Genomic DNA, 26606 nt, shown 5'->3' with positions numbered 1-26606 from the left:
CTCTTCATCCCTTCACCGCGCCGCTGGTCATCGCACCGAGGATCAGCCTCTGGAGCGACAGGAAGGCCACGATCGCCGGAACCACCGCAATCAGGCAGGCGGCGGCAAGCAACTGGATGGATGAGTCGGTCTGCATGCCGCGGAAGTTAAAGATTCCGACGCCGATCGGCATCAGGTCATTTTTGGTGAGCAGCAAGAAAGGCACCAGGAATTGCGACCAGCCGGCAATCACGGTGATGATGAAGACCGAGGCGATGCCCGGCGCCGACAGGGGCAGGATGATGCGCCAGAAGACCGAGAAGCGGTTGCAGCCGTCGATCATCGCCGCCTCGTCGAGGCTGCGCGGAATGCCGTCGACCGTGCTTTTCAACAGCCAGGTCGCCAAGGGAACGCCAAGCGCGATATAGACCATGACGACGGCGAAATGCGTATCCAGCAATCCGAGGCGGTTCATGTAGCGATAGAGCGGAACCATGATGACGAGCGGCGAAATCATCTGGAAAAGCAGCAGCCCCATCATCGACAGGCCCTTGCCGCGGAACTGGAAGCGGGAGAACGCGTAAGCGGCGGGCAAGGCAACGATCAGCACGCCGAGCCCGCTCAGCGCCGCAAGCTTCAGGCCGTTCCAGAGATAGATCGGAAAATAGCTGTTGTTCAGAACGGTGATGAAATTCTGGATGGTGGGGTTGTCGGGAATGTAGCGCGCGGCGCCGCGATAGACCTCGCGCTTGTCACGTAGCGCCATCGAAAGGAGATAGGTGAGGGGGCCGGCAAAGAAGACGAACATCACCAGCATGAAGAAATAGCTCATCGCGTCGCCGAGCCGGGTTCCGGTGCGTCCGCTCATTGCTCTTCCTCCTTCGGCAGGAACGAGGCGTAGACGAAGGCGAGCCCGAGGCTGATGATCAGCATCAGCACGGAGAGCACGCTGCCGCCGGAGAGATCGTAATTTCGGAAGACGATATTGAAAACGTAGAGCGAGATCACCTCGGTCGCGCGCCCGGGTCCGCCGCCCGTCAGTGTGATGATCGCATCGAAGGTGTTCACCGTCTGGATAGTGATCAGGATCATGTTGACGAGGATGGCGGCGCGCAGCTGCGGCAACGTCACGAAGAAGAACTGCTGCGATGCGTTGGCGCCGTCGACCTCGGCGGCTTCGTAGAGCGAGGGATCGATCGATTTCAGCGCCGCATACATGACGACCATTGAAAAGGCCGTGCCCCGCCAGATGTTCGAGATCAGCGTCGACCACGGCGCCATCGCCGGGTCCGAGAGCCAGGCGACGGTCGGCATGTGCATAAGCCGCAGAATACTGTTCAGCGCGCCGTAAGGCGCTTCGGAAAACAGCATCTGCCAGATGATGCCGCCGGCAATGCCCGGCACGACCCAGGCGACCAGCGCCGTCGTCCTCAGAATCGTGGTGCCGAACAACCCGCGCTTTTCGCCGCGAATGACGGTGACGGCGACCGCAAGGCCGAGGATCTGCTGGCCGATGACGCTGCCGCCGACGAAGATCAGTGTCGCCCAGAGAATGTCGGGGAGCTGCGGCGAGCTCAGCGCATTGGCGATCGAGCCAAACGTATATTGCTGGTTTTCGCCGATCAGCGTCGCATTGGTGAAGGAAAGCCGGAAAACGTCGATGACGGGATAGAGGTAGAATATGCCGATGACGACGATCACGGGCATGATCCAGGGCAGGGGTGCACCGGCGAACCGGCGCATGAACGTTCTGCTTTGAGGCGGGCTGTCAGCCTCGATGGCAATAGGGCTCATTGGCTTCTCTGTCCGGGTTTGGCACTGTCGACGGCGCCTGCTGACAGGCGCCGTCATGCTCAGATGCTGCCCCTCACCCTCACCCTCTCCCCCGTAAAAACGGGGAGAGGGGACGTGCCCTGCGAGGCGCTGGTGAGGGACGGAGAGATCGCGTGTGCGGGGAGAAGGTGCCGGCAGCCGGATGAGGGGCTGGCCGCGATCCCTGAGCTCAGCCGTGGCATCACAGGCGCTTGTAAGCCTCCATCGCCGCGCTGAATGCGGCATCCAGGGCTTCTTCCGGTTTCTTCGTTCCCGAGAGCACGTCGCCCATCATGATCTGGATCTGGTTTGATATTTCCGGATAGATCGGCACGCCCGGACGCGCCTGGCCGTCGACGAGGGCATTGGCGAAGGTCTTGTTGGCTTCCGTCGAGAAGACCTCATACTTGTCGAACAGTGACTTGCGGGTCGGCAGCTGCTGCTGCAGCGCGTTTGCCGGTCCCATATAGACCTCGCGCGCCAGGTTGGCGCACATCTCGATCTTCTCCTTGTCCTTGCTGAAGGAAGCGATCGTCCAGCCGCCGGTGCCGGTCGAGCGTTCATTGACCGAGGGGCCGGGGATCGGCGAGAAGGTCCAGTTTTTGAAATCGTCCTCGTCGAGCGTCGACTTCAGCTGAGCATATTGCCAGTTGCCGCCGATGAAGAGCGCCGTCGTCGCAGCAGCGGCCGCCGCGTTCATGTCGTCATAATTGGCGATGGTGGTGACGCGCTTGGGGGCCGCGCCGGAATCGACGAGATCCTTGAAGTAGTTCAGCGCCTTCAGGAATTTCTCCTTGTTCTCGCCTTCGCCGAAGATGGGCTTGCCAGAGTCGTCGACGAGCTTGCCGCCGAGCGCCCAATAATTGGCGAGCCAGTCGAAGGTCGTGCCTTCCCAGCGCCCGCCGTTGAAGAGCACCCCTTCCATGCCTTCCTTGGTGGAGGCAAGGGCTGCCTTCTTCAGGTCGTCCCAGGTTGCAGGCGCATCAGCGACGACAGACTTGTTGCGATAGAGCACGCGAAGGTCCGTATCCCACCACCAGGCGCGGATCGTCTGATCCTTGTCGGTGATGCCGCTGCGGATGAAGGGGAAGAGGTCGTCCACTTCTTCCTTGGAGAAGTAGGGCGTGAAATCGGCCAGCACGTGGTTGACCATGAACTGCGACAGCACGAAGGAGTCGACGGCGGCGCAGTCCGGCGCATTGCCGGCCTTGGCCTGTTCCAGCATCTTGGCCTGTTCGGTGCCGATGTCGGAGGACATGAATTGCATCTGCAATTTCCAGTCCGGGTGCTTCTTGATGAAATCGACGAAGAGCTTCTGGTAGCCCTCGGCGATGGCGGGATCGGAATTGTTCGGGCTGTCGTTCGTCAGGCGGACGACGAGAGTCTTCGGCGCATCGGCAGTGCCGATCCGGTCTTTGGTGGCAAGTTCCTGGGCAAAAATCGTGGATGCTGAAAATAAGACAGTGCTCAGCGCCAATGCGCTGACGGTTGCGCTCTTCATGATGGGTCTCCTCCCCATTTTGAACGAATACAGCCTGGCGGTCGGTTGACCTCTCCTCATTTCCGTGCTGCATTAATTAGATTAAGTTACTTTGATTTGATGTCAAGCCAGAGCTTGGGAGGATGAGATGCTGGCGACATTCAACAGCAGCTAGCGCACGCCTCGGTTTTCGGAAGGGATGCCCGTCAAATTAAGTTATCGAGCGCGCCTTACGGACGCCCCGTGCATCCAACCCGCAATTTTCCTGAAGAAGAGTCCCGATCGATCGCGGATGGCCGCGATGGTGTCGGTTCGTCTTGGCCCGGCCGCAGCGGCAGCCGGAAACTGAAGTCCATGGAGGAGAAGATGCGTTTACTCATTGTCGGAACCGGCGGCATGGCCAATCAGCACGCCGCCCACTTCAAGACGATCGAAGGCGTGAGCGTCGTCGGCGGCGTCGATGTTGTGCCCGAGCGGCTCGCGGCCTTCTGCACCGAACATGGCGTCGCCAATCACTTCGCCACGCTCGAGGAGGCGCTCGCCTGGGGCGAGTTCGATGCGGTGGCGAACGTCACGCCTGACCGCATCCACCATCCGACGACGCTGCAGGCGGTCGCCGCGGGCAAACATGTCTTCTGCGAAAAGCCGCTCGCCACCGATGCCGTGAAAGCCATGGAAATGACCGAGGCGATCGAGCGGGCCGGCAAGGTCGGCATGGTCAATCTAACCTATCGCAATTCGCCGGCGCTGCAGAAGGGCCGGCAGATGGTGCTTGCCGGCGAAATCGGCGCGGTGCGCCACGTCGAGGCGTCGCATCTGCAAAGCTGGCTGGTCGGCCGCCATTGGGGCGACTGGAAGAGCGAAAGCAAATGGCTCTGGCGGCTGAGCAAGAAGCACGGCTCGAACGGCGCGCTCGGCGATATCGGCATCCACATCGTTGATTTCGCATCCTATGGCTCGGGCCTCGACATCGCCCATGTCTTCGCGCGGCTGAAAACCTTTGACAAGGCGCCGGGTCATAAGATCGGCGAATATGATCTCGACGCCAATGACAGCTTCACGATGAATGTCGATTTCACCAATGGCGCGATCGGCACGATCCAGGCGACACGCACGGCCGCCGGCCAGATGGATCAGCTCCGTCTCCGGGTCTATGGCGAAACCGGCTCGGTCGAGATGATCTACGATACCGGCAAATCGACGCTGCGCGCCTGCCTCGGCGAAGACGTGCACACGGCGACCTGGCGCGACGTGCCTTTCGATCCCGTCGAGACGAACTATCAGCGTTTCGTCCAGGCCGTGCGGGCGGGCAAGACCCAGGAACCCTCGTTCCGGCGCGCCGCCAACCTCCAGAAGGTGCTCGACAAGGCGCTCGCCTCCGATCTCAGCCACGCCGACGAGACGCTTGCGTAAGCCGGTCAAGCGCGCAGCGCTTTTGGCTTCAAGCCGAGGCCGGCGGCAGCAGCAGGGTGTTGAGGAAGGGCAGGAGGGCCGCACCCAGCGCAACGCCGCCGCCGCTGAAGCTTGCCGGCCGCATCGGCGAAATCCATGGCGTCAGCAGCGGCCTGGTCGAGGTGTCGCGCCGCTCGACGGAGAGCTGATGGATCAGCGCCTCGATTACGCCGTGCGGCAGGTCGCCGCCGATCATGACGACGCTCGGGGCGATGAAGCCGGCCATGGCGATGATCGGGTCGAGCAGATGCCCCGCGGCCTCGCGGATCCATTGCGACAGCGACGGCGAGGAAAATTCCTCGCCCTTGAGCAGGCGAGCGAAGTCCTCGTCGCCGATGCGTGAGCGCAGGGAACTGAAGCCGACGACGGTGTTGAGCTGGACATTATCAGGCCCCGTCAGCATTTCGCCGATGCTGCCCGCCCGCCCATGCACGCCGGAGTAGGGAATGCCCCGGATGAGGAAGCCCGCCTGAACGTCATCGTCGATGATGATCATCGCAAGCCCGCCCTCCGGCATGGCACTGCCAATCGTGCGCTCGGCAAGGAGGCTCGCCGTGCATTCGTTTTCGACGCAGGGCCGTGACATCTTCGACATCCCGGAGAGCTGCTCGCTGCGCGCATCGCTCCAATCGTTGGCGGCGATCCCGAGCCCGACGATCGGCAATGTCGCATGCCGATCGACCATGTCCCTGACTGCCGCATGCACCGCGCCGACCCCGTCTTCCGGTTCCACGTCGAAATAGACCCGATCATGCACTTGGCCGCTGAGATCGATCAGCACGATCTCGCCGCGCGTCCGGCGAAGCTTGACGCCGATCGAAAACGCGCCCTCCGGGCGCAGCGAGAATTCCGTGGCTGTTGCCCCACCGCCGAGCCCGTTGCGCCGGTTCGACGTCACGAGCTTCTCTTCGGCGAGCCGACGCAGGATATTGGTGATGCCAGGCCCGGTCAGCCCGCTATGGCGCCCAAGCTCGGTGCGCGTCAGTGGCCCATGCCGGCGGATGGCTTCTAGGATGACACGAATATTCCGATCGGCGATCTCCCCCGACCTCAGACCCACCGTTTTGGCGCGCGCGGCGCCCACCTCCTGCGTGTGAAGCCGACGCGGCCCTGACCGAAGATACCGCATGACTGTCTTTCCTGGAGCACTTCGACGGTGTGTATCACGCTTATCGGTGTTCGTAACGATTTTCCAACATCCGTTGTAACGAAGAGCTCCGGCTTTCGAAAACTGCAAGGGGTGCCGATCATTCTCGCTGCGTCATCTATATGCTAATAGCTGCAAGGACGATCGTTGCCGAATCCGTCGCGACAAGCCGGCCTGAGTGCGAAGTCAGCGCTGGAGTATCCAATCGAGCCGGTCTGCGCCGGGTCGGTAGAGCTCGTCGTGCAGGACGACGCCGACGTGGCAACGGCGATGAGCATTGCCATCGCTGCGGGCAATTTCCGAATCCGGCGCATCCCTCAACCCTCCCATCGCTCACTCACAGCCAGCGTCTTCAGTGTGGTTGCCAAAGCAGATAGATCGATGCTGCGATCGGGAAACTGTCATCATCGATCAAGATTGCGTTATCCTTGCGGCTGATGGTCGCCTACTTAGAAAGGGAGGGAAGGGAATTTCCGACGGGCTCGGAGGCTGTAGAAAGCTCCAGCCGGCTCGGAGAAACGACATGGCACGGGCCGTTGAGAAAATCACGCTCAGTGTTGGACGTGAGATCGCTTTCGATAAACTTATCTTGGGCGTCAGAACGTGCTTTGGATAAAGGCAGGGAGCTCGATCCAAAATCTCCCTGAGGACATAGCACGCCGCGGATTGCTGACCAGCCTGAATGTTCGCCCGCGGATGTTTCCATGCTATGATGGGCCTGCAAAGCTCAAGTTCGACGTCTGCAATATGCCAGAGGCCGAACGCTACTTTGCCCTGCGAAGGGAGTTTGCGCCCAGCAGGGGCTCGACCCCCGAAGCGCTGGGTGTGCTGCCCTTTTTGATTGATCGGGAGGAGGTTGTTCATGTCCACGGATCGTGTCGACCGCCCGCTGCAGCCGGGCGACCGGGCACCGAATGTTGTACTCGATGCGATCTCGCGCGAAGGCAAGATCGCGCTCGATGATTTTCGAGGCCGTAGCCCGTTACTGATCGGTCTATTTCGAGGCCTACACTGTCCATTCTGTCGGCGTCATGTCTCGGCGATGGCGCAGCTCAACCCTGCCCTGAAGGAGAAAGGCATCGAGTGTCTCGCCGTCGTCAAGACGCCCGTCGAACGGGCGCGGCTCTACTTCCGTTACCATCCATTACCCAACCTTATTAGCGCATCCGACCCGGAGGGGGCTTCGCATCGCGCCTTCGGTTTACCCATCCTCGAGCTCACGGAGAATGAAACCGCATGGCCGCACAAGCTCGGAATGGACGCGGTCATGACAATGCGGATCGATTTGCCGCGGGAGTTGCCCGTGCCGATGAACCCGGCTGCGGCGGGCGACTTTCTTGAGAAAAAGGACCCGTATGAAATGACGGCGGCCGACCAGCAGATTATCATCGCCGGTCACATGCCGCTTATCGGCGAGTTCCTGCTCGATCGGGAAGGCACTGTGCGCTGGAGTTTCACAGAAGCCGAAGAGGGGGGCCAAAATCTATGCCGGGCGCCGAGTCCCGAAGAATTGATGTCAGCAGCTTCCCAAGTCGCACTTCAATAAGCTGCTGAAAAACTCGTCCCACGAGACGGTTGGCAGCCTTATACCAATCGGCGAACGCGCAGAGCTTCCCGTTGTATACGATGATCAGCAGGTCTGGCGCCACCGGCGGACCGGGGGCATTGCGAAGCCCGCGGCCGGTCGTTACGCAGCTGCACCAAGTCCGTGGCGAGCAACGGTCATCAGAACCAGTAGCATCTAGACCAAAGTCAGCAGCGCGCCTGGAAGGGTCTCAACGAGCCATCAAGGTCAGGGCCTCGGATGGTAACCTCTTTGCAACATCCGCAATGAGGAGGAAGTCGCTCCCTCCCCATTAATCACTGCATGGCCGTGACCTCATTGATGGACCGGATCCGTCACCGCTTTGATGACCTCGGACGCCATCTTGAACTCCTTCTCGCGGCTAGTGATGCCATGGCGTCGCGCGATCCAGTTAAAATCCGTATAGGCGACGCGGACCGTTCCATCCTTCGCTTCGTAGACGAGAACTCTGACGGGCCAATCGAGCCCGGCCACTGGATTGGCGGTGATGAACGTCGTTCCGAGCGCCGGATTGCCGAACAGGATCAGCCGCGAAGGGCGGACCTTGTTGCCGGCCGCGTTGCCGAGCCCTGCTTGATCGATATCATCGAACAGCATTATGCCCTTCTCTGCGACGCTGGCCTCGATCTTTGTGACAGTCTCGTCGATTGAATAGCGGCTCTTCAGAACTACGACACCGTCCCGGGCACCTGCCTGGACGACAGTGGCCGATGCCGACAGAATTATTCCTGCCACTGAAAGCGCGGCCACGAAAAATAGTCTGATCGTTTTTCGCATGTTATTTCCTCCTTTGGGTTGTGTCTGCATTCAAAGTCATCGCCGGCTTCCACGCGGAAGGGGCAACCCTTATTCCGGCCGCGCCGGTGGGATCTATCGGTGCGGCACGCTCAGCGAACCCCCGAGCAGCATCGCTGCCGCGAGAGCTGCGATAAGCACGTAGACGGATGCGTTCCAGCCGACGTGATCGTAGACCTGACCAAGAACCACACTGCCGACCATGCCTCCGGTATAGTAGGATGCGAGGTAAATGCCGCTCGCTCCAGCCTTGTCGCTCCTGGCGCGTTGACCAACGACGCCGGTCGCTATTGCCTGTGCGAGGAAGGTGCCGACCGCCACCAGCGTCAAACCGATCAGGATGACCGGCAAATACGTACTGAGAAGCGCCACGAGGCCGACGATGGCGATCGCAAGCGTCAGTACGATTGCGGTTGTCGGCTCCATAGCGCTTGCGAGCCTGCCGGCGAAAGGCGTGGTGAAGATCGACGGAAGGAAGACGAGATAGACAAGGCCGAGCGCCATCGGCTGTACCCCAAGCGTGACAATCCGAAAATTGACGTAGGTGTAGATGCCGATGAACACGAAGAGGATGAGGAAGCCGATACCAAAGACGCGACGGAGATCCGGATCGGCAAGATGTCCGCCCCAGACGCGCATGGTGAGGTTCCCGCGATCATCGCTCCGCATCATGCTGGCCGTCCTTTTGAGCGTGAACCAAACCAGGGCGGCGCCGAGGAGGTTGAAGGCGGCAAACACCAGAAAATTTACCGAGAGGCCGCCAATGCCTGCAACGGCAGCGGACAGCATGCGGCCGAAGAGGTTGCTGGCAACATTGCCGGTGACATAGGCGGCAAGGGCCGTGGAGGCCTTTCCGGCGGAGAAATGCTCGGACAGATAGGCGGCCGTCAGCGTGAAGGCCGTCGACATGCAAAGCCCCTGAAGCACTCGCAGCGCGGCAAAGACGATGATGTTGTCGGTAAATGCCAGAAGCGTCGTTGGAACGGATAGGAGCGCGAGGCTGATCCAGATGCCGTTACGCCGGTCCAGGCCACTGCCGAAGAACGCGACGAGCAGACCGGCGAGCGCCATCCCGAAGGTGCTGGCATTGACGGCGAAACCCATTGTGGCGCGGCTGACCTGAAACCTCTCGACCAGGGAAGGCAATACGGCTTGCGCCGCAAAGAGATCGACCAAGGTCAAGAAGGCGATGAGCGCGATCAGTCCAAAGCGCCAACTGTCGGCGTGGATGGTCCGGCGCTCTTGAACGGATGCCGTGATTGGCTGTTCGATGTCGGTCATGCTTGTTCCTCCGGGGATGTCCGGCGTTTCCCTGCCAATGCGAGGGAAACGCCGGCGAGCGATGGGGCTGCTTCAGATGAAAGGGCAACGGTTACATCGCTGCGTCATCGGTGTGCATTTCCGGGCTCAGTATGTCGGAGGAATAAAGCACGGCCGGAGCCTTGCCATTGTTCTTCCACCAATGGGAGAGATGTCCAAACTCGGCCGTCACCTCGCCCTTCTTGTGCAGGATCGGCACCTTGCAGGTGCTGCTGTATTCCGTGATCGAGCCGGAGATGATCAGGATATTGGCCGGGCGCATCTCGTGCGAATGCCAGGGAACGATGCCTCCCGGCTGCACGACGAGCTTGCGCATGCGCAGCATGCTTCCCTTCCATGCCTCGCCCTTGGACGAGAGATCGATTGATTTGACAACACTGTCGGTAACGCCCTTCGGCATCATCGGGCCAGGCTTCATGCCATCTTCAGTGACCTGATCAGCCGGGCATTCGCCCGCCATGGCGGACGCGGCGGGCAGGCCGGCGCCGAGGACCACTGCAGCGAATGCGAGAGCGGCGAGGGACATGCGGTCGGGTTTCAATACGGGCTTCATCAGCGGTTTCTCCTTGTTGGAGCCCGGCGAGGACGGTGCCGAGCATGTTCGAAGACTGGCGGAGCGCCGATCGAAAGAGAAATGCCAGATGCTTTTGATTTCGATAGCCGCAAGCTATTGTCAGCCGCAGGGGAAACACCGAATGCCCGGCAGCTTGCCAGGCTGTGCTCCCGTGGTTGTTACGATACTGCCTTTAATGCGAACGGCCCGACGCTTTCGCCCAGCCATAGGATTTCACGGCGCCGACAAAGACTGAAACCGCCGGGGAGAAGCGTCGGCCCGCCACCGTCACAAGGCAGACCTCGCGCGAGACTTCCGGCTCCGCGACAGGTCGCACCTGCAATCCTGGGATAACGGCGCTGTATTCGGGAATGAAACAGATACCAAGGCCACCGGCGACCAGGTTCTGGATCCAGTCCTCGCGCTCGCTGGAATAGGAAACGAGTGTCTTCACGCCTTGTGCATCGCAGAGATCCGTGAGGTAATCCCAGTATTCGCAGTTGACACGCCGCAGGTAGATCTCACCGTCGATCGCCGCGATCGGAATGGCATCGTATTGGCCGAGGCGGTGGCCGGCGGGGAAAGCCAGCATGAACCTCTCACGAAAGAGCGAGGTCACGTCGAAGCGTTCCGGAAAGCTCGTTGCCGTCGACATGAGCGCCACATCGATCTCGCCGGTCTCCAGCAGATCGGACAATCGGGCGGGAACGCCCTCGATCAGCTGCAGCTGGATACCCTTGTGGCGCATATTGAATTCGGTGAGCAGACCGGTGAACCGGCGCGGTCCGATCGTGCACATGATGCCGACCTTGAGATGCGCTTCGCTGAGACAAAGAAATCGCGATGCCTCAGTACGCACACCCATCAACTCGTCCTGGATCTGCTGGAATCGTGGGCGAAGAAGATTGCCGAGATCTGTTATGTGCGTGAGATTGCGCTCCCGGCGGAAGAGCAGTCCGCCCACCTCATCCTCCAGCTGCTGGATGGCGCGACTGAGAGCTGGCTGAGTAACATTGCACTTTTCGGCCGCGCGCGTGAAGTTTCGCGTTTCACACACCGCCAGGAAATACCTTATATGGTGAATATCCATCGCCGCCCCTCGGCATGAATTCTATTTGCAATGCCCTCAATATTCTCCGCGGGCGGCATTCTCCTCCAATGCCATGGATTTATCAATTCCATACCAGACTGGCATTTCTAAAGCGAAGGCCCGTCGACCATTGTGATTGCAAGACGCCAGACGGCGTCGTCGATCGTAGTGGAGAGCGGATATGCTGAACGCCTTTGATCCCGTAACTGATACTCTCGTCGGCCGCAGGCCCTTGGAAGGGCGTAGCGCCATAGTCACGGGCTCGACCAGCGGCATCGGCCTTGGCATTGCACATGCGCTTGCAAGGGCAGGGGCCGCCGTGATGTTGAACGGCTTCGGCGATCCTGCCGAGATCGAGATGCTGCGCGACGGCATTGCCACCGATAACGATGTCGATGTTGCCTATGACGCCGCTGACATGTCGAAGCCGGAAGCGATCCGCATGATGGTCGAGAGGGCGGTCGCCCGTTTTGGGCAGGTGGACATCGTCGTCAACAATGCCGGTATCCAGCATGTTTCGCCGCTCGGGAAGTTTCCGCCTGAAAAGTGGGACGCCATACTTGCTATCAATCTTTCCTCAGCCTTCCATCTCGTCCAGGCGACGTTCGACAGCATGTGCGCCAACCGCTATGGCCGGATCGTCAATGTCGCCTCCGCCCATGGATTGGTCGCGTCCCCCTTCAAATCCGCCTATGTGGCGGCCAAACACGGTATTGTCGGCTTCACCAAAACGATTGCGCTCGAAGGCGCGGAATACGGGGTGACATCCAACGCGATCTGCCCCGGCTACGTCTGGACGCCGCTTGTCGAACACCAGATCGAGGATCAGGCGAAGTCGCACAACATCCCACGGGACGCGGTGATCCGCGACGTCTTCCTGAAGGATCAGCCGACGAGGCGCTTTGCCACCGTCGAGGAAATGGGCGCGCTTGCCGTCTTTCTCTGCAGCGATCTTGCCGGATCGATCACAGGCACGGCGATCCCTGTCGACGGCGGCTGGACTGCGCACTGATCGACTATTTAAGACACGGAGGTGCGATCGTGAACAAACATGTGGGTGCAAAACTCAAAATGCAGCCCGACTCTTCGCTCGCCGAGCGGGAGCCGCGGACCATCAATCTTGCGCTGCAGGGCGGCGGCGCGCATGGCGCCTTCACGTGGGGAGTGCTCGATCGGTTGCTGGACGAGCCAAGCCTGTCATTTGAAGGCATTGTGGCGACCAGCGCCGGCGCGATGAATGCTGCGGTCGCAGCCTATGGCCTGGCTGAGGGCGGACGGAACGGAGCACAGACTGCGCTGGCCAATTTCTGGCGCCGTGTCAGCCACGCAGCTGCATCCGGACCTTTGCAGCCAACCTTGCTCGACCGCCTCACGGGCTCGAAATCGCTGGAATTCTCGCCGGCGTTCATCATGTTCGACCTGGTGACACGGCTGATGTCGCCTTACCAGTTCAACCCCTTCAATTTCAATCCCCTGCGCCAGGTGCTGGAACAGTCGATCGACCTGGGGGCAATCCGGATGGCACGCTGCCCCGTCAAGCTCAACATCTGTGCCACCAACGTGCGGACCGGCAAGGTGAAGGTGTTCGGCAACGACGAGCTCTCGATCGATGCCATCATGGCGTCTGCCTGCCTGCCTTTCCTGTTCCAGGCCGTGGAAATCGGAGGGGAAGCCTATTGGGATGGTGGCTATATGGGCAACCCAGCAATCTTCCCGCTGATTTATGGCTGCGACACGCCCGATGTACTGGTGGTTCACATAAATCCGATAGAACGAACGGAACTGCCGCGTACCGCTGGAGAAATTCTCAACCGCATCAATGAGATCAGTTTCAATTCGTCGTTGCTGAGGGAAATGCGTGCGGTGGCCTTCGTCACACAGCTTATCGATACGGCAGCGACGCCGCCTTCCAATCTCAAGCGCATTTTCGTGCACGGTATCTCAGACGACCAAGCGATGAAAAACCTCAGCGTCGCCAGCAAGCTGAACGCCGACTGGGGCGCGCTCATGGACCTGAGGGATCGCGGCCGCCAATGCGCCGACCTCTGGCTGCAGGCCAATTACCAGGAAATTGGCAAACGATCGACCGTAGATGTCCGCGAACGTTATCTCTGATCCTCAGCCATTTCGGCGGTCCCGCCTCCCGCCCGCCGAAACTTGAGACCCCGTCCACCACTCCGGCGGGGTCTTTTTTTTGTCTTCAAGATTGCCTGTCGACGCATAGAGACGGCGTATCGAAATCATGCAGAGACAGCATTTCAGGTGACGGCTGGCTTCTGGGAAGGTGGAGACAGGCAAGCCGATGACGGTTTGACCTCACGCAACCCAGGAGATTTCTCATGAATACCACTCGTCTTCTCATCAGTTCGGCCCTCGCCGCCGCAGCCTCCGTTGCTGCGGGCAGCGCCTTTGCCGGCCCGGCTGCCAAGCCGGATTTCTCGTTCGAAAAGTGCTTCGGCGTCGTCAAGGCCGGCCTGAACGACTGCCAGACGGCCAGCCACTCCTGCGCCGGCACGGCGACCGCCGACAACGCCAAGGATTCATGGATCTACGTGCCGGCCGGCACCTGCACCAAGATCACCGGCGGAAGCAACGAACCCAAGGCCTGACCTTTCCACCACTTCAATCAAAGGAGTAATCGATGTCCAAGATATTTCCGAGCAATCCGGTGCCAACCGCCGCGGGCATCGGTCTTCGCTCTCAGCATATCGGCGAAATGCTGTCTCGCCGCCCCGCGGCGGGATGGCTTGAAGTCCATGCGGAAAACTACATGGGCGGCTCGGCGGCCGTCGACGCGCTGGAGCGGCTGCGGGAAAGCTATCCCCTCTCCATCCATGGCGTCGGCCTTTCACTCGGGAGCAGTTCCGGTCTCGACCGCGACCATCTGGAGCGCATGCGCAAGCTCTGCTTGCGTTTCCAGCCAAGCCTGGTGTCCGAGCATCTCGCCTGGAGCGCCGCCGACGGCGCCTATCTGAACGATCTCCTGCCGCTGCGTTACGACACCCAGGCCCTCGCGATCGTGACTGCCAACGTCTCGAGGCTGCAGGATACGCTCCAGCGGCGCGTCTACATCGAAAACCTCTCTGCTTATGTCGCCTTCGAGGGGTCGACAATGACCGAGGCGGAATTCCTGGCCGAGCTCGTGCGCCTCACCGGCTGCGGCCTGCTCCTCGATATCAACAATGTTCATGTCTCGGCCTGCAATCTTGGCTTCGATTCGAAAGCCTTCATCGACCAGCTTCCCGCGTGCGCCATCGGCGAGATCCATCTTGCCGGGCACGCGATAAACGAGGTCGAGGGTGATATCGTCCTGATCGACGACCACGGTTCGCGCGTTCCGCCGACCGTCTGGTCGCTCTATGCTTACGCGATCCGCAAGATCGGCCGGCGTCCGACGCTCATCGAATGGGATACGGATGTGCCCGCTCTCGACGTGCTCCTCGGTGAAGCCATGTGGGCCGACATGCTGGCGCAGTCGATCGCCTTCGAAGACCGCATGCTGGCGGAAAGGCCGACACCACAGTCGACCCGGTTCGAGGGGATGATCCTGCCATTGCGGGCCGACAGCCGAACGGGCCCAATGCCGGCGCTCGCCGCGTTTGCGACGATTAAGCCGTCAGTATTCGCCAATCGTTCGAGCGCAAGGAGGGTTGGCCATGCTCTCTAGTTGCGCACTGCAATCGCGGGTCGCCCAAGCCATCCTCGGTGGCGATGGCTGCGATCTTGCGCCGGTGCTGGCGAAAGGTGCTTTCGACCCGCTGCGTCGGTTCAACATTTACCGCAACAACACCTTCGCCTCACTGACAGCGACTTTGATCGCGGTTTTTCCGATCACGGTCCGGCTTCTGGGCGAAAACTACTTTCGTTACGTCGCCGGCGCCTTCATCCGGAATAATCCGCCGCAGGAAGCGCAGCTTGTTCGCTATGGCGGCAGTTTCCCTCGCTTCTTGGCCGACTTCGATGGCATCCGCTCCATGCCCTTCATTGCCGAAACGGCGCGGCTGGAATGGATGATTGCCGAGGCGCTGGATGCGCCGGCGCTGCCGAGCTGTCGCTGGGAACAGTTGGCGGACGGTGAAGCCGACACCGCTCCCGAGATTTTTCTTCAGCCCTCGCTGCGCCTGCTGGTTTGCCGTTGGCCCGCGCTCGACATATGGGAGGCGCATCAAGCCGGCGGACATATCGAAGCATTGGCGAGTCTGAGCCGCCGACCGGAGCGGATCGCGCTCTGGCGCGGCCAAGATAGCATGCGATTTCTGCGCCTCGATGCCAGCCATTTCGCCTTCCTTCATGCGCTGAAAAGGCGCGCCAGCCTGGAGGCTGCGGTCAGCCGCGTGCTTGCCCACACTCCCGGCTTCGATCTCGAGGGTGCCTTTGGCGGCCTTTTCGCCTTTGGCCTCGTCGCTCGCATTCGCCACATCAAGCCCGCAACCAAGTAAACAGGATGGAAGTCATGACTATGATGTCCCCTTCTTCAGTGCGACACAGAGGCGGTATTGTCGGATTCTATGTCGCCGCGCTCGAGAGCTTCAACAGCCTGCCGTTGTCGCTCGTCCAGTTCGTTTGCCGTCTGGCGGTCGCTCACGTCTTCTGGCAATCGTCGCAGAGCAAGCTTGCCTCCTGGCCGGCGACAATTCAGCTGTTCACGCTCGAATACCAGCTGCCGGCCATCGATCCCGGCGTGGCCGCCGTGCTTGCGACGACGGCCGAAGTGACTGGCTCGATCCTGATTGTTCTAGGCCTGTTCTCTCGCCCTGCCGCGATTATGCTGCTTTGCGTCATCTCGACGATCCAGCTCCTCGTCTACCCGCAGAACTGGCCGGACCACTTGCTCTGGACGGCGCCGTTGCTGTTGATCTTGGCGCGCGGGGCCGGCGCCGTTTCGCTAGACTATCTGGCAGCACGCCTGTTCCCGAGTGGGCGCTGAGCCATGCGCACCGTTATCGAAGAGACGAGTGGCGGTTCGCCGCTCATGGATCCAGGGGCATGTCAGGCGGCGGGTCGCCGCCCGAGGGTCGTCATCCTCGGGGCCGGATTTGGCGGTCTTGCCGCCGCCAAGGGCCTTCGGCATGCGGACGTGGATGTGACGGTCGTCGATCGGCGCAACTATCATCTTTTTCAGCCGCTGCTTTATCAGGTCGCGACGGCCGGGCTTTCGCCGGCCCAGATCGCCATGCCGATCCGGCGCATTCTTTCACGCCAATCCAACGTCACTGTGCTGATGGAGCGCGTCGAGGGAATCGACAAGCAGAGCCGGTTCGTTCAGACCACAAACAGACGCATCGCCTACGACTATCTGGTCGTCGCCACCGGTGCAAGGCACGCATATTTCGGAAAGGACGAATGGGCGGAGACCGCGCCCGGGCTGAAAACAATCGCCGATGCGACCGAAATCCGGGCTCGGATCCTGTCCGCCTTCGAACGTGCCGAGGCAGCCGAGGACGAAGCTGAGCGCCGGCGGTTTCTCACCTTCGTCATCATTGGCGGCGGCCCGACAGGCGTTGAACTGGCGGGAGCCATCGCCGAGCTGGCAAGAAAGGTCATCGTCCGTGACTTCAGGCGCATCGACCCGTCGTCGGCGCGTGTGGTGTTGGTCGAAGCCGGCAATGTCGTTCTGCCGACCATGCCGCCGAAATTATCCGACGAAGCTCGGCGACACCTGGAGATGCTCGGCGTCGAGGTATCCCTCCGGGAAGCGGTTACGCGCTGCGACGCCGAAGGGGTAACGCTTGCCGGCGGCCGGCAAATCCGATCGTCCTGCGTGCTGTGGGCGGCCGGTGTCATGGCCTCCAGGGCGGCGAAATGGCTCGGCGTGCCCGCTGATCGCTCCGGCCGCGTCCATGTCGACCGAAACCTCAACCCGCCGGGCAATGACGAGATCTTCGTGATCGGCGACACGGCGGCGGTCACAGACAAGAACGGCAGGCAGGTTCCTGGAGTCGCGCCGGCCGCCAAGCAGATGGGCGAACATGCGGCCCGCGCCATTCTCGCCGGTCTCGATGGCCGGGCGGTTGGCCTGTTCGGCTATCGCGACTTCGGAAATTTGGCAACCATTGGACGCAATGCGGCGGTGGCCGACTTTCGCCGCATCCGCCTTTCGGGATTTTCCGCCTGGCTGGTCTGGAACATCGCCCATCTCTGGTTCCTCGTGGGCTTCCGCAATCGCGTCGTGGTGTTTGCGGATTGGGCGCTGGCTTATGTCCGCTATGACCGCGCCGCCCGTCTGATCACCGACCGCCATGAACGCTAGAACATTCCCACGTATAAAGATGGGACGTGCGGTCACTGCACTGCTACTGCTTGCTGTGTTGTCGACGGCCGCGCTCGTCCATCTGGTCTGGTATCGCACCGCAAGCCGGAACATTGAAACGGTAGTCGCCAGCCTCGATGCTCAGAGTACCGCTGCGGTCCGCAACGAGCTTGCTTCAAACCTGGCGCTGGTTTCGAGCAGCGCGGAGATCGTCAGATCGGTCTTTTTCCAGGGAGCGATCAGACCGGACGACGAGGTAAAGCGTGAATTCCTGTTTCTGTCGTTGCTGCGTGAACAGCCGGCGATTGCCTGGATCGGTTTCGGCTTTCCGGACGGCCGTTTTTTTGGGGCGCACGCGCTGCCGGATGGCGAGATCGAAATGGTGGAGATCGGCCATGCACCACTCGGCAAGCCGCGTCCGCTGCGCCGCGATCTCTATAGGCCAATTCCGGGCGATATCTTTTTCGAAAATCGGCTGAAGGCCGAGAGTGTCTACGTTCCGGAGGGCTCGCCATGGTACAGACTTGGTCGGGCCAGCGCAGAAGCGGCCTGGAGTCTCGTCAATATCCTTCCGAACGGCTTCGAACCGGCGATCGTCGTCTCGAAGAAGGTCGAGGTGTTCAGCCATTTCGAAGGTGTGGTGATGGTGGCGGTCAGCCTGCATCGGCTGTCGGCCATCCTTGGCGGGCTCAAGATGCCGGACGGCAGCAAGGCCTTTGTGCTGGCGCGGGATAACGCAGTGCTGGCGACATCCGAGCCGTCAGACGGTATGGTCGCTGCTCGTCTCAAAGACTTTGCCGCGTCCGACGCCCTGGCCGCGGCAGTCGCCCTGGCTGCCAGCCCCGAAAAGCCCGACGGTTCCCGGACGCTGGTGGCAAGCAAGGCTCTCGGCCCAATCTTCGTGTCATCTGGCAAGTTGCCGTTCGAAGACTGGCGCCTGGTCACCGCCATACCGCGGGCGACTTTTGCCCGTGACATCGACGCCAATACCGAGCGACTGATCTTCATCATTGGGGGTATTGCTGTGCTGGCCGCTGTGACGGCGATCCTGTTTGCCAGAATTCTCTTCGCTCGGCCACTGTCGCGCCTTGCCGAGCAACTGCATCTGATCGAGAGGTTCGAGCTCGACGCCGTGGAACATCGCCCTGCGCTGTTGACAGAACTCGATCATTTCTCCTCCGCCCTAAAGCGCATGTCGAGCGGCCTTTCCGCGTTCGCGCGCTTCATGCCGGTCGAGGTCGTTCGTCCCCTAGTCGATGGTGGTCTCAAGCCTCGTCCCGGCGGCGAACTCAAGGACATAACCGTGTTGTTCGCGGATTTGCCGGGCTTTACGGAACTCACGGAAGAGTTCGGCACTGGCGTTGAACCAAGCCTGACACGCTTTCTGACCCTCTCGATTGCCGCTATCCATGCCGAGGGCGGCACAGTAGACAAATTCATCGGCGATGCGGTGATGGCGATCTGGAATGCTCCCGGCAATGTGCCGGATCACGCATTGCGCGCGTGCCGCGCCGCAGCGGCAATTCGCGATGCGATGCATGCCATGGCCCCAATCGCGCCCAAGCATGATGCCATTCGCGTGCGGATCGGTATCAACACCGGCGTGGCGCTTGTCGGCAATATCGGCTCGACTGAACGCCTCAGCTACACGGCGATCGGCGACGTCGTCAATCTCGCGAGCCGGCTCGTTGGCGTCGCCAAGGACAAAGGTGTAGAGATTGCACTAAGCGACGAAACGCTTCGAAAGACCCGTGACCTTATTCAAACAAGGCAGCTTGGCTGCGTCGGCATACGGGGAAGGATCGCGCAGGTCCGTGTGCACACGATCGATCCGGCTGTTATGGCGGACTGAAGGAGCATGACGATGCTGCTGCTCACAACGCTGATCTGGTTGCAAACCAAACACTTCATGGCTGACTATGTCCTGCAGCCCGAATGGATGATTGGCGGCAAAGGCAACTTCAGGAAGCCCGGGGCTTATGTCCACGCTGGTGTCCACGCCGTCGCCACCACGCCGATCCTCTTGGTTGCAATCGCGGATCCGATGTGGATTTTCGCCATTGCCTCCGGCGAGTTTCTGATCCATTTCCTCATCGACCACTTGAAGGCCATCCACGGTCAACGCCAGCCGCACCCGGTCAATACGCGTTCATTCTGGATACTTCACGGTGTCGACCAACTCGCTCATCATCTGACCTATTCGGCAATATTGGCGATTGTGGCCTGGGATACGGACTTCATTCCATGACAATGCGAGTGCGCAGGCGAAGAGCACCATGACGACTTTCATGATCGCTCTCGTTCGATCCTGAGAATTCAATGGCATTAAAACGAGGGAGCAAATCCTCGAATCATCATCTCGGCAGATGAGATCAGGTTATGCGGCACATTCCTTTTTCCCGCGCAGCTTAGAGAGAATTGAAGCTAGTTTTTTCAATCAGGAGGCGGGCAACAGCAGTTCGTGTCCTTCGCATCCTTCATAGCTCGCATTTAGATGGGTCTACGGTTCAGCTCCCATGCACGGCAGAGCGAAAAGTCTAGGAAACGGCGATCTTTTGCGGGCTTGACGTCAAATCAAAGTTACTTAATCTAAGCGTCAGCCGAACCCGCTGGGAGGAGGGGCCGGCATTCGCGATCCCTATCGCATCATCTTTATCTCCCAAAGCCATGATTCCGGATCGTTCGTCGCCGAGTTTCCAACAGGATAAGCCATGCCGCTCACCATCGCCCAACGCCTCGATAGTCTGAAGGTCCGTATCGCCGAGCTCGCGCATTGGCGGGACCGCCATAGCAGCCCGATCGATGGCTGGACCTTCGAGGGGGAGCCGATCGCCCGTCACCAGGACTGGCCGCATCGTGAGGGCGTGGTGCATTTTGCCGCGAGCGCCGAGGCGCCGCAGAGCTGGCCGCTCGAAGATATTCGCCTGCAGCTCGATCTCGGCGGCGAGAGCCTGATTACGCTGACCTATCCGGGCGACGAGACGGAGACGTTCGGTCTCGATCCCTATCACCAAGAATTCCCTGTCATAGGTCGCCGCTTCAAGATTGCGACGGAAAGCGTCGCGCGCTTTCCGTTCGGCGAGCCAAACCGGGCGCCGCGGCTGAACAAGGCCCGGTTCATCTTACTCGATCGTCCTGCTCATCAGCTGCATCTTCTCCTGAAGCAGGTCACTGAGGCGATCGGGGTACTCGGCGAACATGAGGTCGTGCCGCATCTGGTCGATGCCGCAGAGCAGGCCTTGCGCAGCCTCGACTGGCCGTCGGATACGGCGGCTTACATTTCGCGCACATCAGGCGCTGTCATGCAGCAGAAGATCTGGGAGCTGCCGGAGCTCGAGGCCAACCCGGCGGGCCTCTCCGACGAGCAGAGCGCTTCGGCGGCTTCCGCTTTCGAGACGCTGACGGCGCGGTTAAAGGAGCTGCAGAAGCGCTTCCCCCCGAATGGCGAACTGCTGCTGACCGGTCATGCCCATATCGACCTTGCCTGGCTTTGGCCCTATCGCGAAACGCGGCGGAAGATGCGGCGCACCTTCAACACGGCGCTGTCGTTGATGGAGCGCTCAGACGATTTCCGCTTCAACCAGTCGACCGCCCATTATTACGCGCAGATGGAAGAAGAAGATCCGGAGCTTCTTGATCGCATCAAGGAGAAAGTCGCGGAAGGAAAGTGGGAAACCGTCGGCGGCATGTGGGTCGAGCCTGATACCAATATGCCCACAGGCGAAAGCCTCGTCCGCCAAGTTCTTTACGGCCAGCGTTATTTCGAAAAGACCTTCGGCACGCGCCATACGGTGTGCTGGCTGCCGGATTGCTTCGGCTTCTCCGGCGCCCTGCCGCAGATCCTGAGACAGGGCGGCATCGACAGCTTCTTCACGATCAAGGTCAACTGGAGCGAGACTAACCATATCCCCTCCGATTTCTTCTGGTGGAAGGGCCTCGATGGCAGCCAGGTGCTGACCCACACCTTCGACAATCCGATGCAGGGATATAACGGCTTCGTGCAGGCCGACTGCTATGTGCCGACATGGAAGAATTTCCGCGGCAAGGTACAGCACGATACCTCGCTTCTCGCCGTCGGCTACGGCGACGGCGGCGGTGGCGTGACGCCTGAAATGGTGGAGCGCGAAGTGCAGCTGCGCGATTTCCCGGCGGTCCCGCAGGCACGCTGGGGCACCGTCAAAAGCTTCTACGAGCGGGCGCACAAAACCGCTGGGGAGAAGAAGCTTCCCGTCTGGGACGGCGAGATCTATCTCGAACTGCACCGCGCGACGCTGACGACCCAAAGCGGCGTCAAGCGCAAGCACCGCCAGGCCGAACGCGCGCTGATCACCGCCGAGACTCTCGCTTCGCTGGCCCATCTGCTCGGCGCCGAGAAGCCGAAAAGCCTCGAGGCGGACTGGCGCGTGGTGCTGAAGAACGAGTTCCACGACATCCTGCCGGGTTCGAGCATCCGCGAAGTCTATCAGGATGCGGAGCAGGAGCTCGGCGGCGTCATCGACCATGCCAAGGCCGAGCAGGCGAAGGCTTTGCAGGCGCTTTCGGCCAATTTGCCGAAGGGCGGGGTCACTGACGCGCTCATCGTCGTCAATCCCTCACTTGCGCCGCGGCCCGTGAGCGCGACACTTGCCGACGGCACGACGCTTTCGGCCGCTGAGATCGTCGCTCCCTTGTCGGTCGCCGTCTTCGACAGGCAGGCATTGAAGCCGGCGGGTGGGCTGAAGGCCGGCGCCGATCGCCTCGAAAACGATCATCTCTCAGTCGTCATCGGCAAGGACGGGGCGGTTGCCAGCCTCATCCACAAGGCGAGCGGCCGCGAAGCGGTCGATGGCTCCGCCAACCAGCTCTGGGTCTATCCGGCCGATAAGCCGCGCAACTGGGATGCATGGGATGTCGACGCCGATTATGCCGAAAAGGCCGTCCGGCTCGAAGCGCCCGAAAGCATCAGCCTCGTCGAAAGCGGCCCGCACCGCGCGGCAATCCGCGTCGTTCACCGCTACCGGCATTCGAGTGTCACCCAGACCTACGTTTTGACGGCCAATTCGAAGCGGCTCGACATCGAAACGACCATCGACTGGCACGACCGCCGCACCCTGCTGCGCACCCTGAACCCGGTCGACGTCAAGGCCCGCAAGGCAACCTTCGAATGCGCCTTCGGCGTGGTTGAGCGGGCGACGCATACGAATACTTCCTGGGAGCAGGCGATGTTCGAGGCCGCCGCCCATCGCTTCGTCGATATCAGCGAGCCGGGCTTCGGCGTGGCGCTTCTCAACAATGCCAAATACGGCCACAGCGCCCGCGGCAATGTGATCGGCATGAGCCTGGTGCGCGGTCCGATCTATCCCGATCCCCTGGCCGATGAAGGCGAACAGAGCTTCACCTATGCGCTGATGCCGCATGAGGGCGCCTGGCATGACGGCGGCGTGCTCGACGAGGCGCTCGACCTCAACCAGCCGCTGGTGACGGCCGAAGCCAAGGACCTGTCCTCCGGCAGTTTCGCGCCGCTTGAATTCGCAGGCACCCCCGTCGCCTTCTCGGGCCTGAAACCGGCGGAGGAGGGCGAGGGCCTCATCCTGCGCCTCTACGAACCGGCCGGCCGGCGCGGCCGCCTTTCCCTCGATCTGCCTTCCGGATGGAGCGCATCGCAGCCGCTCAACATTCTCGAAGAGCCGATGGAGCGCAAAGGGCCCGCCGACATCATGCCCTTCGAAATCAGGACCTGGAGGCTGCAGAAGGCCTGACGCCGCCCTTTGGAGAGACCGCGCCCGCCGATTCCGGGCGGCGGGGCGGTCTATCCACCCACCCATGCGAAGAAGTGGGGCCGTTGGGCCCAGCCGATCTGCACCGGCGTTCCGTTTGATTGCCGACGGCTGACCAGCCGCCGCCCTATCCACTTCCGGCAGTTATTATCCCAATCGCGCATCGAAGTTGCATGCTCCTCGAAATTGAACTTTTTGTTAGATTTTTATCGATCTGTTAGCCGGCTCAGGCATGGCAAAACTATTTCCCTTCAAAGGTAAGGTGATCTCGAAAGGCTGGCCGCAGATGTTTCGGTCGAATGATGTCGATCGTCTATTTCGAAGCCAGCCGGGGATATGAAGACTCCTGTTGCCGCCAAGCAGGAACTAAACATGCCCGCAAGCATCTTTTCGCGCATCAGCACCAAATTGGCCGCGCTTTCCGGCATCGGTATTTTCCTGGTGGCGGCCATGCTCTTCACCGTCTGGCAAGGCGGTCAGCATGTCTATGAGCGCGCAAAATATCAGGAAGGTCAGTTGATCGTTTCGCGCGATCTGGTCGACGCCAAGGCTTCGTGGCGCGGCCTGCAGGTCGGGGTGCGCGATCTGCGTCTCGCCAGATCTGCGGATGACATCGCCAAGGCCACCGATTACATCGCCGCACGCCACCATTCGGCTGTGAAATACCTCGACGAGGCTATGGCCGGGTTGCGGATGCAGGTCAACAAGGACCGGATCGTGAAGCTCAAGGCGTTGGCCGAGAGCCTCTTTGCCGCCACTGGCGACATAGCCGAAATCGCCAAGCAAAAGATCGCCCTCAAGGACGGCGATACCTCCCTCGATGCGAAGCAAAAGGAGGCACAGGCAAAACTGCTGGCGATTTCGGACGAGGCAGCCAAGCTGCTCGACGAAGGGGTGGACTCAGCCAAGACAATGGCGACGAAGGCTGAAGAAGAGGCGGATGCAGCCGCTCTTGTGGTCCTAAGCCTCAATCTCGGCGTCGGGCTGCTGACCATTATCACGCTGATCGGCGCTGCGGTTTTCGGCGCGCGGGTGATTGCAAAGCCGATCGGCCAGATCACTGCAAGCATGAGCGATCTGGCAGAGGGCAATCTCGACGCCGACATCCCCTTCACGGACCGGCGCGACGAGATCGGTCAAATGGCCAGCGCCGTTGCCGTTTTCAAGGAGAACGGCATCAAGGTTCGCGAACTCGACGCCGCCGGCGCGGGCAAGCGCGCGAAGATCGCCGAAATGCAAAAGAACGTCGATGCCGTCGTCAGTGCAGCTGTTGCCGGTGACTTCACGCATCGCGCCACGGCGGAATACGGCTATGAGGATCTCAATGAGTTCGCATCCGGCGTCAATGAGCTCGTCGCCGCGGTCGATCGCGGCATCGCGGAGACCTGCCGCGTAATCGCCGCCCTCGCCGACGGCGACCTGAGCGAAAACATGAAGGGTGAATTCCAGGGCGCTTTCGGCATGCTCAAGGAAAACGTCAATGCGACGATGAGCAACCTGCGCACGGTCCTCGGAGAAGTGCGCGGGGCCGTCGATATCATCAATGGCGGCGCCGGCGAAATGCGGATCGCCTCCGGCGATCTGTCGCAGCGCACCGAGCAGCAGGCGGCCTCGCTGGAGGAAACCTCCTCGGCGCTGGAGGAAATTACCGTCGCGGTAAAGCATTCGACCGAGCGCGCATCGGAAGCCAGCCACATGGTCGACGAGGCGAAGAGAAGCACCGGGCAGTCGAGCGCCGTCGTCAGCCAGGCGGTGTCGGCCATGGGGCGGATCGAGCAGGCCTCGGGCGAAATTGGCCAGATCATCAGCGTCATCGACGAGATCGCCTTCCAGACCAATCTTCTGGCGCTCAATGCCGGTGTCGAGGCGGCGCGCGCCGGCGAGGCCGGCAAGGGCTTTGCCGTCGTCGCCCAGGAAGTGCGCGAACTGGCGCAGCGTTCGGCCAACGCGGCCAAGGACATTAAGGTGCTGATCAACCGCTCCAGCGGGGAGGTCCATACCGGGGTCAAGCTGGTGACGGCGACCGGCGAAGCGCTGGGAGACATTCAGGGCCATGTCGTCAAGATCGACGAGTATGTGCGCTCGATCGCCACGGCCGCGCGGGAGCAGTCGACCGGGCTTTCCGAAGTCTCGACCGCAGTCAACCAGATGGATCAGGTGACGCAGCAGAACGCGGCGATGGTGGAGCAATCCACGGCGGCGGCAAACCGGCTGGCTGAGGAGGCGGCGAATCTCGCCCGCCTGATTGTCCGCTTCAAGCTCGACGCCGCCCAGACGGCGCCGCGCGCCATCACATCCGAAAATCGCCCGGCACCTTCGCCGGCGCGCGCCCTCGGCCGCAAGCTCGCCGGCGCCTTCGGCGCAAAAGCTGCGACGGTAGCTGCCGCGGCATCGTGGGAGGAGTTCTGAGAAGAAGCGATTAGCTAGCCAAATTCGTTGCTGTGAACCTGGCCTTCACCGGCTTACGGTCTTTGTGCGCCGGTCGTGGCAACGTAGACGGAGTAGAGTGAGCGCGTTGCGGCTATGAACAGACGGTTGCGTCCGGGGCCGCCAAAGGTGAGGTTGGCGACGGTCTGAGGGACGCGGATCTTGCCGATCAGCTTGCCTGTCCGATCGAAACAATGCACACCATCACCGGCACTGGACCAAAGGTTCCCCTGCACGTCGGTCCGGATTCCGTCCGGGATGCCGTTGTCGATAAGGCAGAAGACGCGGCCGTTCGCAAGCCTGCCGCCGTCGACCACGTCGAAGGCGCGGATGTGACGTGGCAGGCTTTCGTCGTGGCTCGCTGCCGAATCCGCGACGTAGAGGATCGTCTCGTCAGGCGAGAAAGCGAGGCCGTTCGGCTGGATGAAATCCGCGACGACGGCCGCAAGTTTACCGGTCGCCGGATCGAGCCGATAGACGTTGCGCGTCGCCTGCTCGGGCTCGGCCTGATAGCCCTCATAATTCGACATGATGCCGTAGGTCGGATCGGTGAACCAGATCGTGCCGTCCGATTTCACCACCACGTCATTCGGCGAATTGAGCCGCGCGCCTTCGAAACGGTCGGCGAGCACGGTGATCGAGCCGTCGGTCTCGGTGCGCGTGACGCGGCGCCCGCCATGTTCGCAGGAGACGAGCCGGCCCTGGCGGTCGCGCGTGTGGCCGTTGGTGAAGTTGGATGGCTGCCGGTAGATGGAGACGCCGCCCTCGGGCGTCCATCGCAGTATGCGCTGGTTTGGAATGTCGCTCCACAGAAGCTGGTTGGCATCGTTGAACCAGACAGGACCCTCCGCCCAGCGGCAGCCTGAATAGAGTTCTTCGAGACCGGCGCTGGTGACGATCAACTGCCGGAAGCGCGGATCGTGGATTTCGTAAATGCTGGCCTCGGCCATGGCGGTCTTC

The 26606-nt window shown here is 61.2% G+C and carries 24 protein-coding genes; 13 read left to right on the top strand and 11 right to left on the bottom strand.

Annotated features, from left to right (window positions below; genetic code table 11):
• Positions 1 to 4: 4 nt before the first annotated feature.
• From Tal182_RS31430 to Tal182_RS31420, 3 genes are all read right to left on the bottom strand, one after another.
• Positions 5 to 847: a carbohydrate ABC transporter permease gene (locus Tal182_RS31430; RefSeq protein WP_064807917.1), complete on the bottom strand. Its 843-nt coding sequence runs from the start codon at positions 845 to 847 to the stop codon at positions 5 to 7.
• Positions 844 to 1773 (bottom strand): sugar ABC transporter permease, encoded by a 930-nt coding sequence (locus tag Tal182_RS31425; RefSeq protein ID WP_064807915.1) that lies wholly within the window; start codon positions 1771 to 1773, stop codon positions 844 to 846. Before Tal182_RS31425 ends, Tal182_RS31430 begins: the two co-directional genes overlap by 4 nt.
• 220 nt (positions 1774 to 1993) lie before the next feature.
• Positions 1994 to 3292, bottom strand: a complete 1299-nt coding sequence (locus Tal182_RS31420; protein ID WP_085862096.1) for an extracellular solute-binding protein — start codon at positions 3290 to 3292, stop codon at positions 1994 to 1996.
• 345 nt (positions 3293 to 3637) lie between these two features.
• Here Tal182_RS31420 and Tal182_RS31415 point away from each other — a divergent pair, with 345 nt between their 5' ends.
• Complete coding sequence (locus Tal182_RS31415) at positions 3638 to 4684, top strand: Gfo/Idh/MocA family oxidoreductase (RefSeq protein WP_085862141.1); 1047 nt, start codon at positions 3638 to 3640, stop codon at positions 4682 to 4684.
• A 28-nt stretch (positions 4685 to 4712) separates the two neighbouring features.
• Here the strand turns inward: Tal182_RS31415 and Tal182_RS31410 are convergent, their stop codons facing one another.
• Both Tal182_RS31410 and Tal182_RS33070 read right to left on the bottom strand, forming a co-directional pair.
• A complete protein-coding gene (locus Tal182_RS31410; protein WP_085862095.1) occupies positions 4713 to 5852 on the bottom strand; it encodes an ROK family transcriptional regulator in 1140 nt (379 codons plus the stop codon).
• 143 nt (positions 5853 to 5995) lie between these two features.
• Complete coding sequence (locus Tal182_RS33070; RefSeq protein WP_082929727.1) at positions 5996 to 6184, bottom strand: hypothetical protein; 189 nt, start codon at positions 6182 to 6184, stop codon at positions 5996 to 5998.
• A 548-nt stretch (positions 6185 to 6732) separates the two neighbouring features.
• On the opposite strand from Tal182_RS33070, the gene Tal182_RS31400 reads away from it, so the two are divergent.
• A complete protein-coding gene (locus tag Tal182_RS31400) occupies positions 6733 to 7416 on the top strand; it encodes a peroxiredoxin-like family protein (protein WP_085862094.1) in 684 nt (227 codons plus the stop codon).
• 333 nt (positions 7417 to 7749) lie between these two features.
• Here Tal182_RS31400 and Tal182_RS31395 read toward each other — a convergent pair whose 3' ends face one another.
• The 4 genes from Tal182_RS31395 to Tal182_RS31380 form a co-directional block, all read right to left on the bottom strand.
• Positions 7750 to 8232, bottom strand: coding sequence for a DUF302 domain-containing protein (locus tag Tal182_RS31395; protein ID WP_085862093.1), 483 nt, complete (start codon positions 8230 to 8232; stop codon positions 7750 to 7752).
• Positions 8233 to 8325: 93 nt separating this feature from the next.
• On the bottom strand, positions 8326 to 9531 hold the full coding sequence (locus Tal182_RS31390) for an MFS transporter (RefSeq protein WP_085862092.1): 1206 nt from the start codon (positions 9529 to 9531) through the stop codon (positions 8326 to 8328).
• Positions 9532 to 9622: 91 nt separating this feature from the next.
• Positions 9623 to 10123: a cupin gene (locus Tal182_RS31385; protein WP_085862091.1), complete on the bottom strand. Its 501-nt coding sequence runs from the start codon at positions 10121 to 10123 to the stop codon at positions 9623 to 9625.
• A gap of 193 nt (positions 10124 to 10316) precedes the next feature.
• On the bottom strand, positions 10317 to 11213 hold the full coding sequence (locus Tal182_RS31380; RefSeq protein ID WP_085862090.1) for a LysR family transcriptional regulator: 897 nt from the start codon (positions 11211 to 11213) through the stop codon (positions 10317 to 10319).
• Positions 11214 to 11394: 181 nt separating this feature from the next.
• Between Tal182_RS31380 and Tal182_RS31375 the strand changes: the two genes are divergently transcribed.
• The 7 genes from Tal182_RS31375 (at position 11395) to Tal182_RS31345 (ending at position 17463) form a co-directional block, all read left to right on the top strand.
• A complete protein-coding gene (locus Tal182_RS31375; RefSeq protein ID WP_085862089.1) occupies positions 11395 to 12225 on the top strand; it encodes a 3-hydroxybutyrate dehydrogenase in 831 nt (276 codons plus the stop codon).
• 29 nt (positions 12226 to 12254) lie between these two features.
• Positions 12255 to 13328, top strand: a complete 1074-nt coding sequence (locus Tal182_RS31370) for a patatin-like phospholipase family protein (protein WP_085862088.1) — start codon at positions 12255 to 12257, stop codon at positions 13326 to 13328.
• A gap of 224 nt (positions 13329 to 13552) precedes the next feature.
• Positions 13553 to 13822, top strand: coding sequence for a DUF2282 domain-containing protein (locus Tal182_RS31365; RefSeq protein WP_085862087.1), 270 nt, complete (start codon positions 13553 to 13555; stop codon positions 13820 to 13822).
• Between the two features lie 32 nt (positions 13823 to 13854).
• On the top strand, positions 13855 to 14880 hold the full coding sequence (locus Tal182_RS31360) for a DUF692 domain-containing protein (RefSeq protein WP_085862086.1): 1026 nt from the start codon (positions 13855 to 13857) through the stop codon (positions 14878 to 14880).
• On the top strand, positions 14813 to 15652 hold the full coding sequence (locus Tal182_RS31355) for a putative DNA-binding domain-containing protein (RefSeq protein WP_245344920.1): 840 nt from the start codon (positions 14813 to 14815) through the stop codon (positions 15650 to 15652). The genes Tal182_RS31360 and Tal182_RS31355 overlap by 68 nt, the downstream gene beginning before the upstream one ends.
• 14 nt (positions 15653 to 15666) lie before the next feature.
• Entirely contained in the window at positions 15667 to 16140 is a 474-nt protein-coding gene (locus Tal182_RS31350; RefSeq protein ID WP_085862084.1) for a DoxX family protein, read from the top strand.
• A 45-nt stretch (positions 16141 to 16185) separates the two neighbouring features.
• A complete protein-coding gene (locus Tal182_RS31345) occupies positions 16186 to 17463 on the top strand; it encodes an NAD(P)/FAD-dependent oxidoreductase (RefSeq protein ID WP_094299144.1) in 1278 nt (425 codons plus the stop codon).
• Between the two features lie 175 nt (positions 17464 to 17638).
• Here the strand turns inward: Tal182_RS31345 and Tal182_RS33285 are convergent, their stop codons facing one another.
• The gene (locus tag Tal182_RS33285) at positions 17639 to 17860 is read right to left on the bottom strand and encodes a hypothetical protein (RefSeq protein WP_348629013.1); all 222 of its coding nucleotides are present in this window, start codon (positions 17858 to 17860) and stop codon (positions 17639 to 17641) included.
• Between Tal182_RS33285 and Tal182_RS31340 the strand changes: the two genes are divergently transcribed.
• The 4 genes from Tal182_RS31340 (at position 17843) to Tal182_RS31325 (ending at position 25628) form a co-directional block, all read left to right on the top strand.
• A complete protein-coding gene (locus tag Tal182_RS31340) occupies positions 17843 to 19315 on the top strand; it encodes an adenylate/guanylate cyclase domain-containing protein (RefSeq protein ID WP_348629012.1) in 1473 nt (490 codons plus the stop codon). The two genes, Tal182_RS33285 and Tal182_RS31340, sit on opposite strands and share 18 nt — an antisense overlap.
• A gap of 12 nt (positions 19316 to 19327) precedes the next feature.
• Entirely contained in the window at positions 19328 to 19711 is a 384-nt protein-coding gene (locus Tal182_RS31335) for a DUF3307 domain-containing protein (RefSeq protein ID WP_245344919.1), read from the top strand.
• A gap of 463 nt (positions 19712 to 20174) precedes the next feature.
• Positions 20175 to 23201 (top strand): glycoside hydrolase family 38 C-terminal domain-containing protein, encoded by a 3027-nt coding sequence (locus tag Tal182_RS31330; protein ID WP_085862080.1) that lies wholly within the window; start codon positions 20175 to 20177, stop codon positions 23199 to 23201.
• 390 nt (positions 23202 to 23591) lie between these two features.
• Positions 23592 to 25628: a methyl-accepting chemotaxis protein gene (locus tag Tal182_RS31325; protein WP_085862079.1), complete on the top strand. Its 2037-nt coding sequence runs from the start codon at positions 23592 to 23594 to the stop codon at positions 25626 to 25628.
• Positions 25629 to 25681: 53 nt separating this feature from the next.
• Here the strand turns inward: Tal182_RS31325 and Tal182_RS31320 are convergent, their stop codons facing one another.
• Positions 25682 to 26596 (bottom strand): SMP-30/gluconolactonase/LRE family protein, encoded by a 915-nt coding sequence (locus Tal182_RS31320; RefSeq protein ID WP_085862078.1) that lies wholly within the window; start codon positions 26594 to 26596, stop codon positions 25682 to 25684.
• Positions 26597 to 26606: the final 10 nt, after the last annotated feature.

The sequence above is a fragment of the Rhizobium sp. TAL182 genome, assembly GCF_002117725.1.
Lineage (GTDB): Bacteria > Pseudomonadota > Alphaproteobacteria > Rhizobiales > Rhizobiaceae > Rhizobium > Rhizobium esperanzae.
The sequence above is the reverse complement of the archived record's forward strand: the minus strand, read 5'-3'. Positions and strand labels throughout refer to the sequence as shown.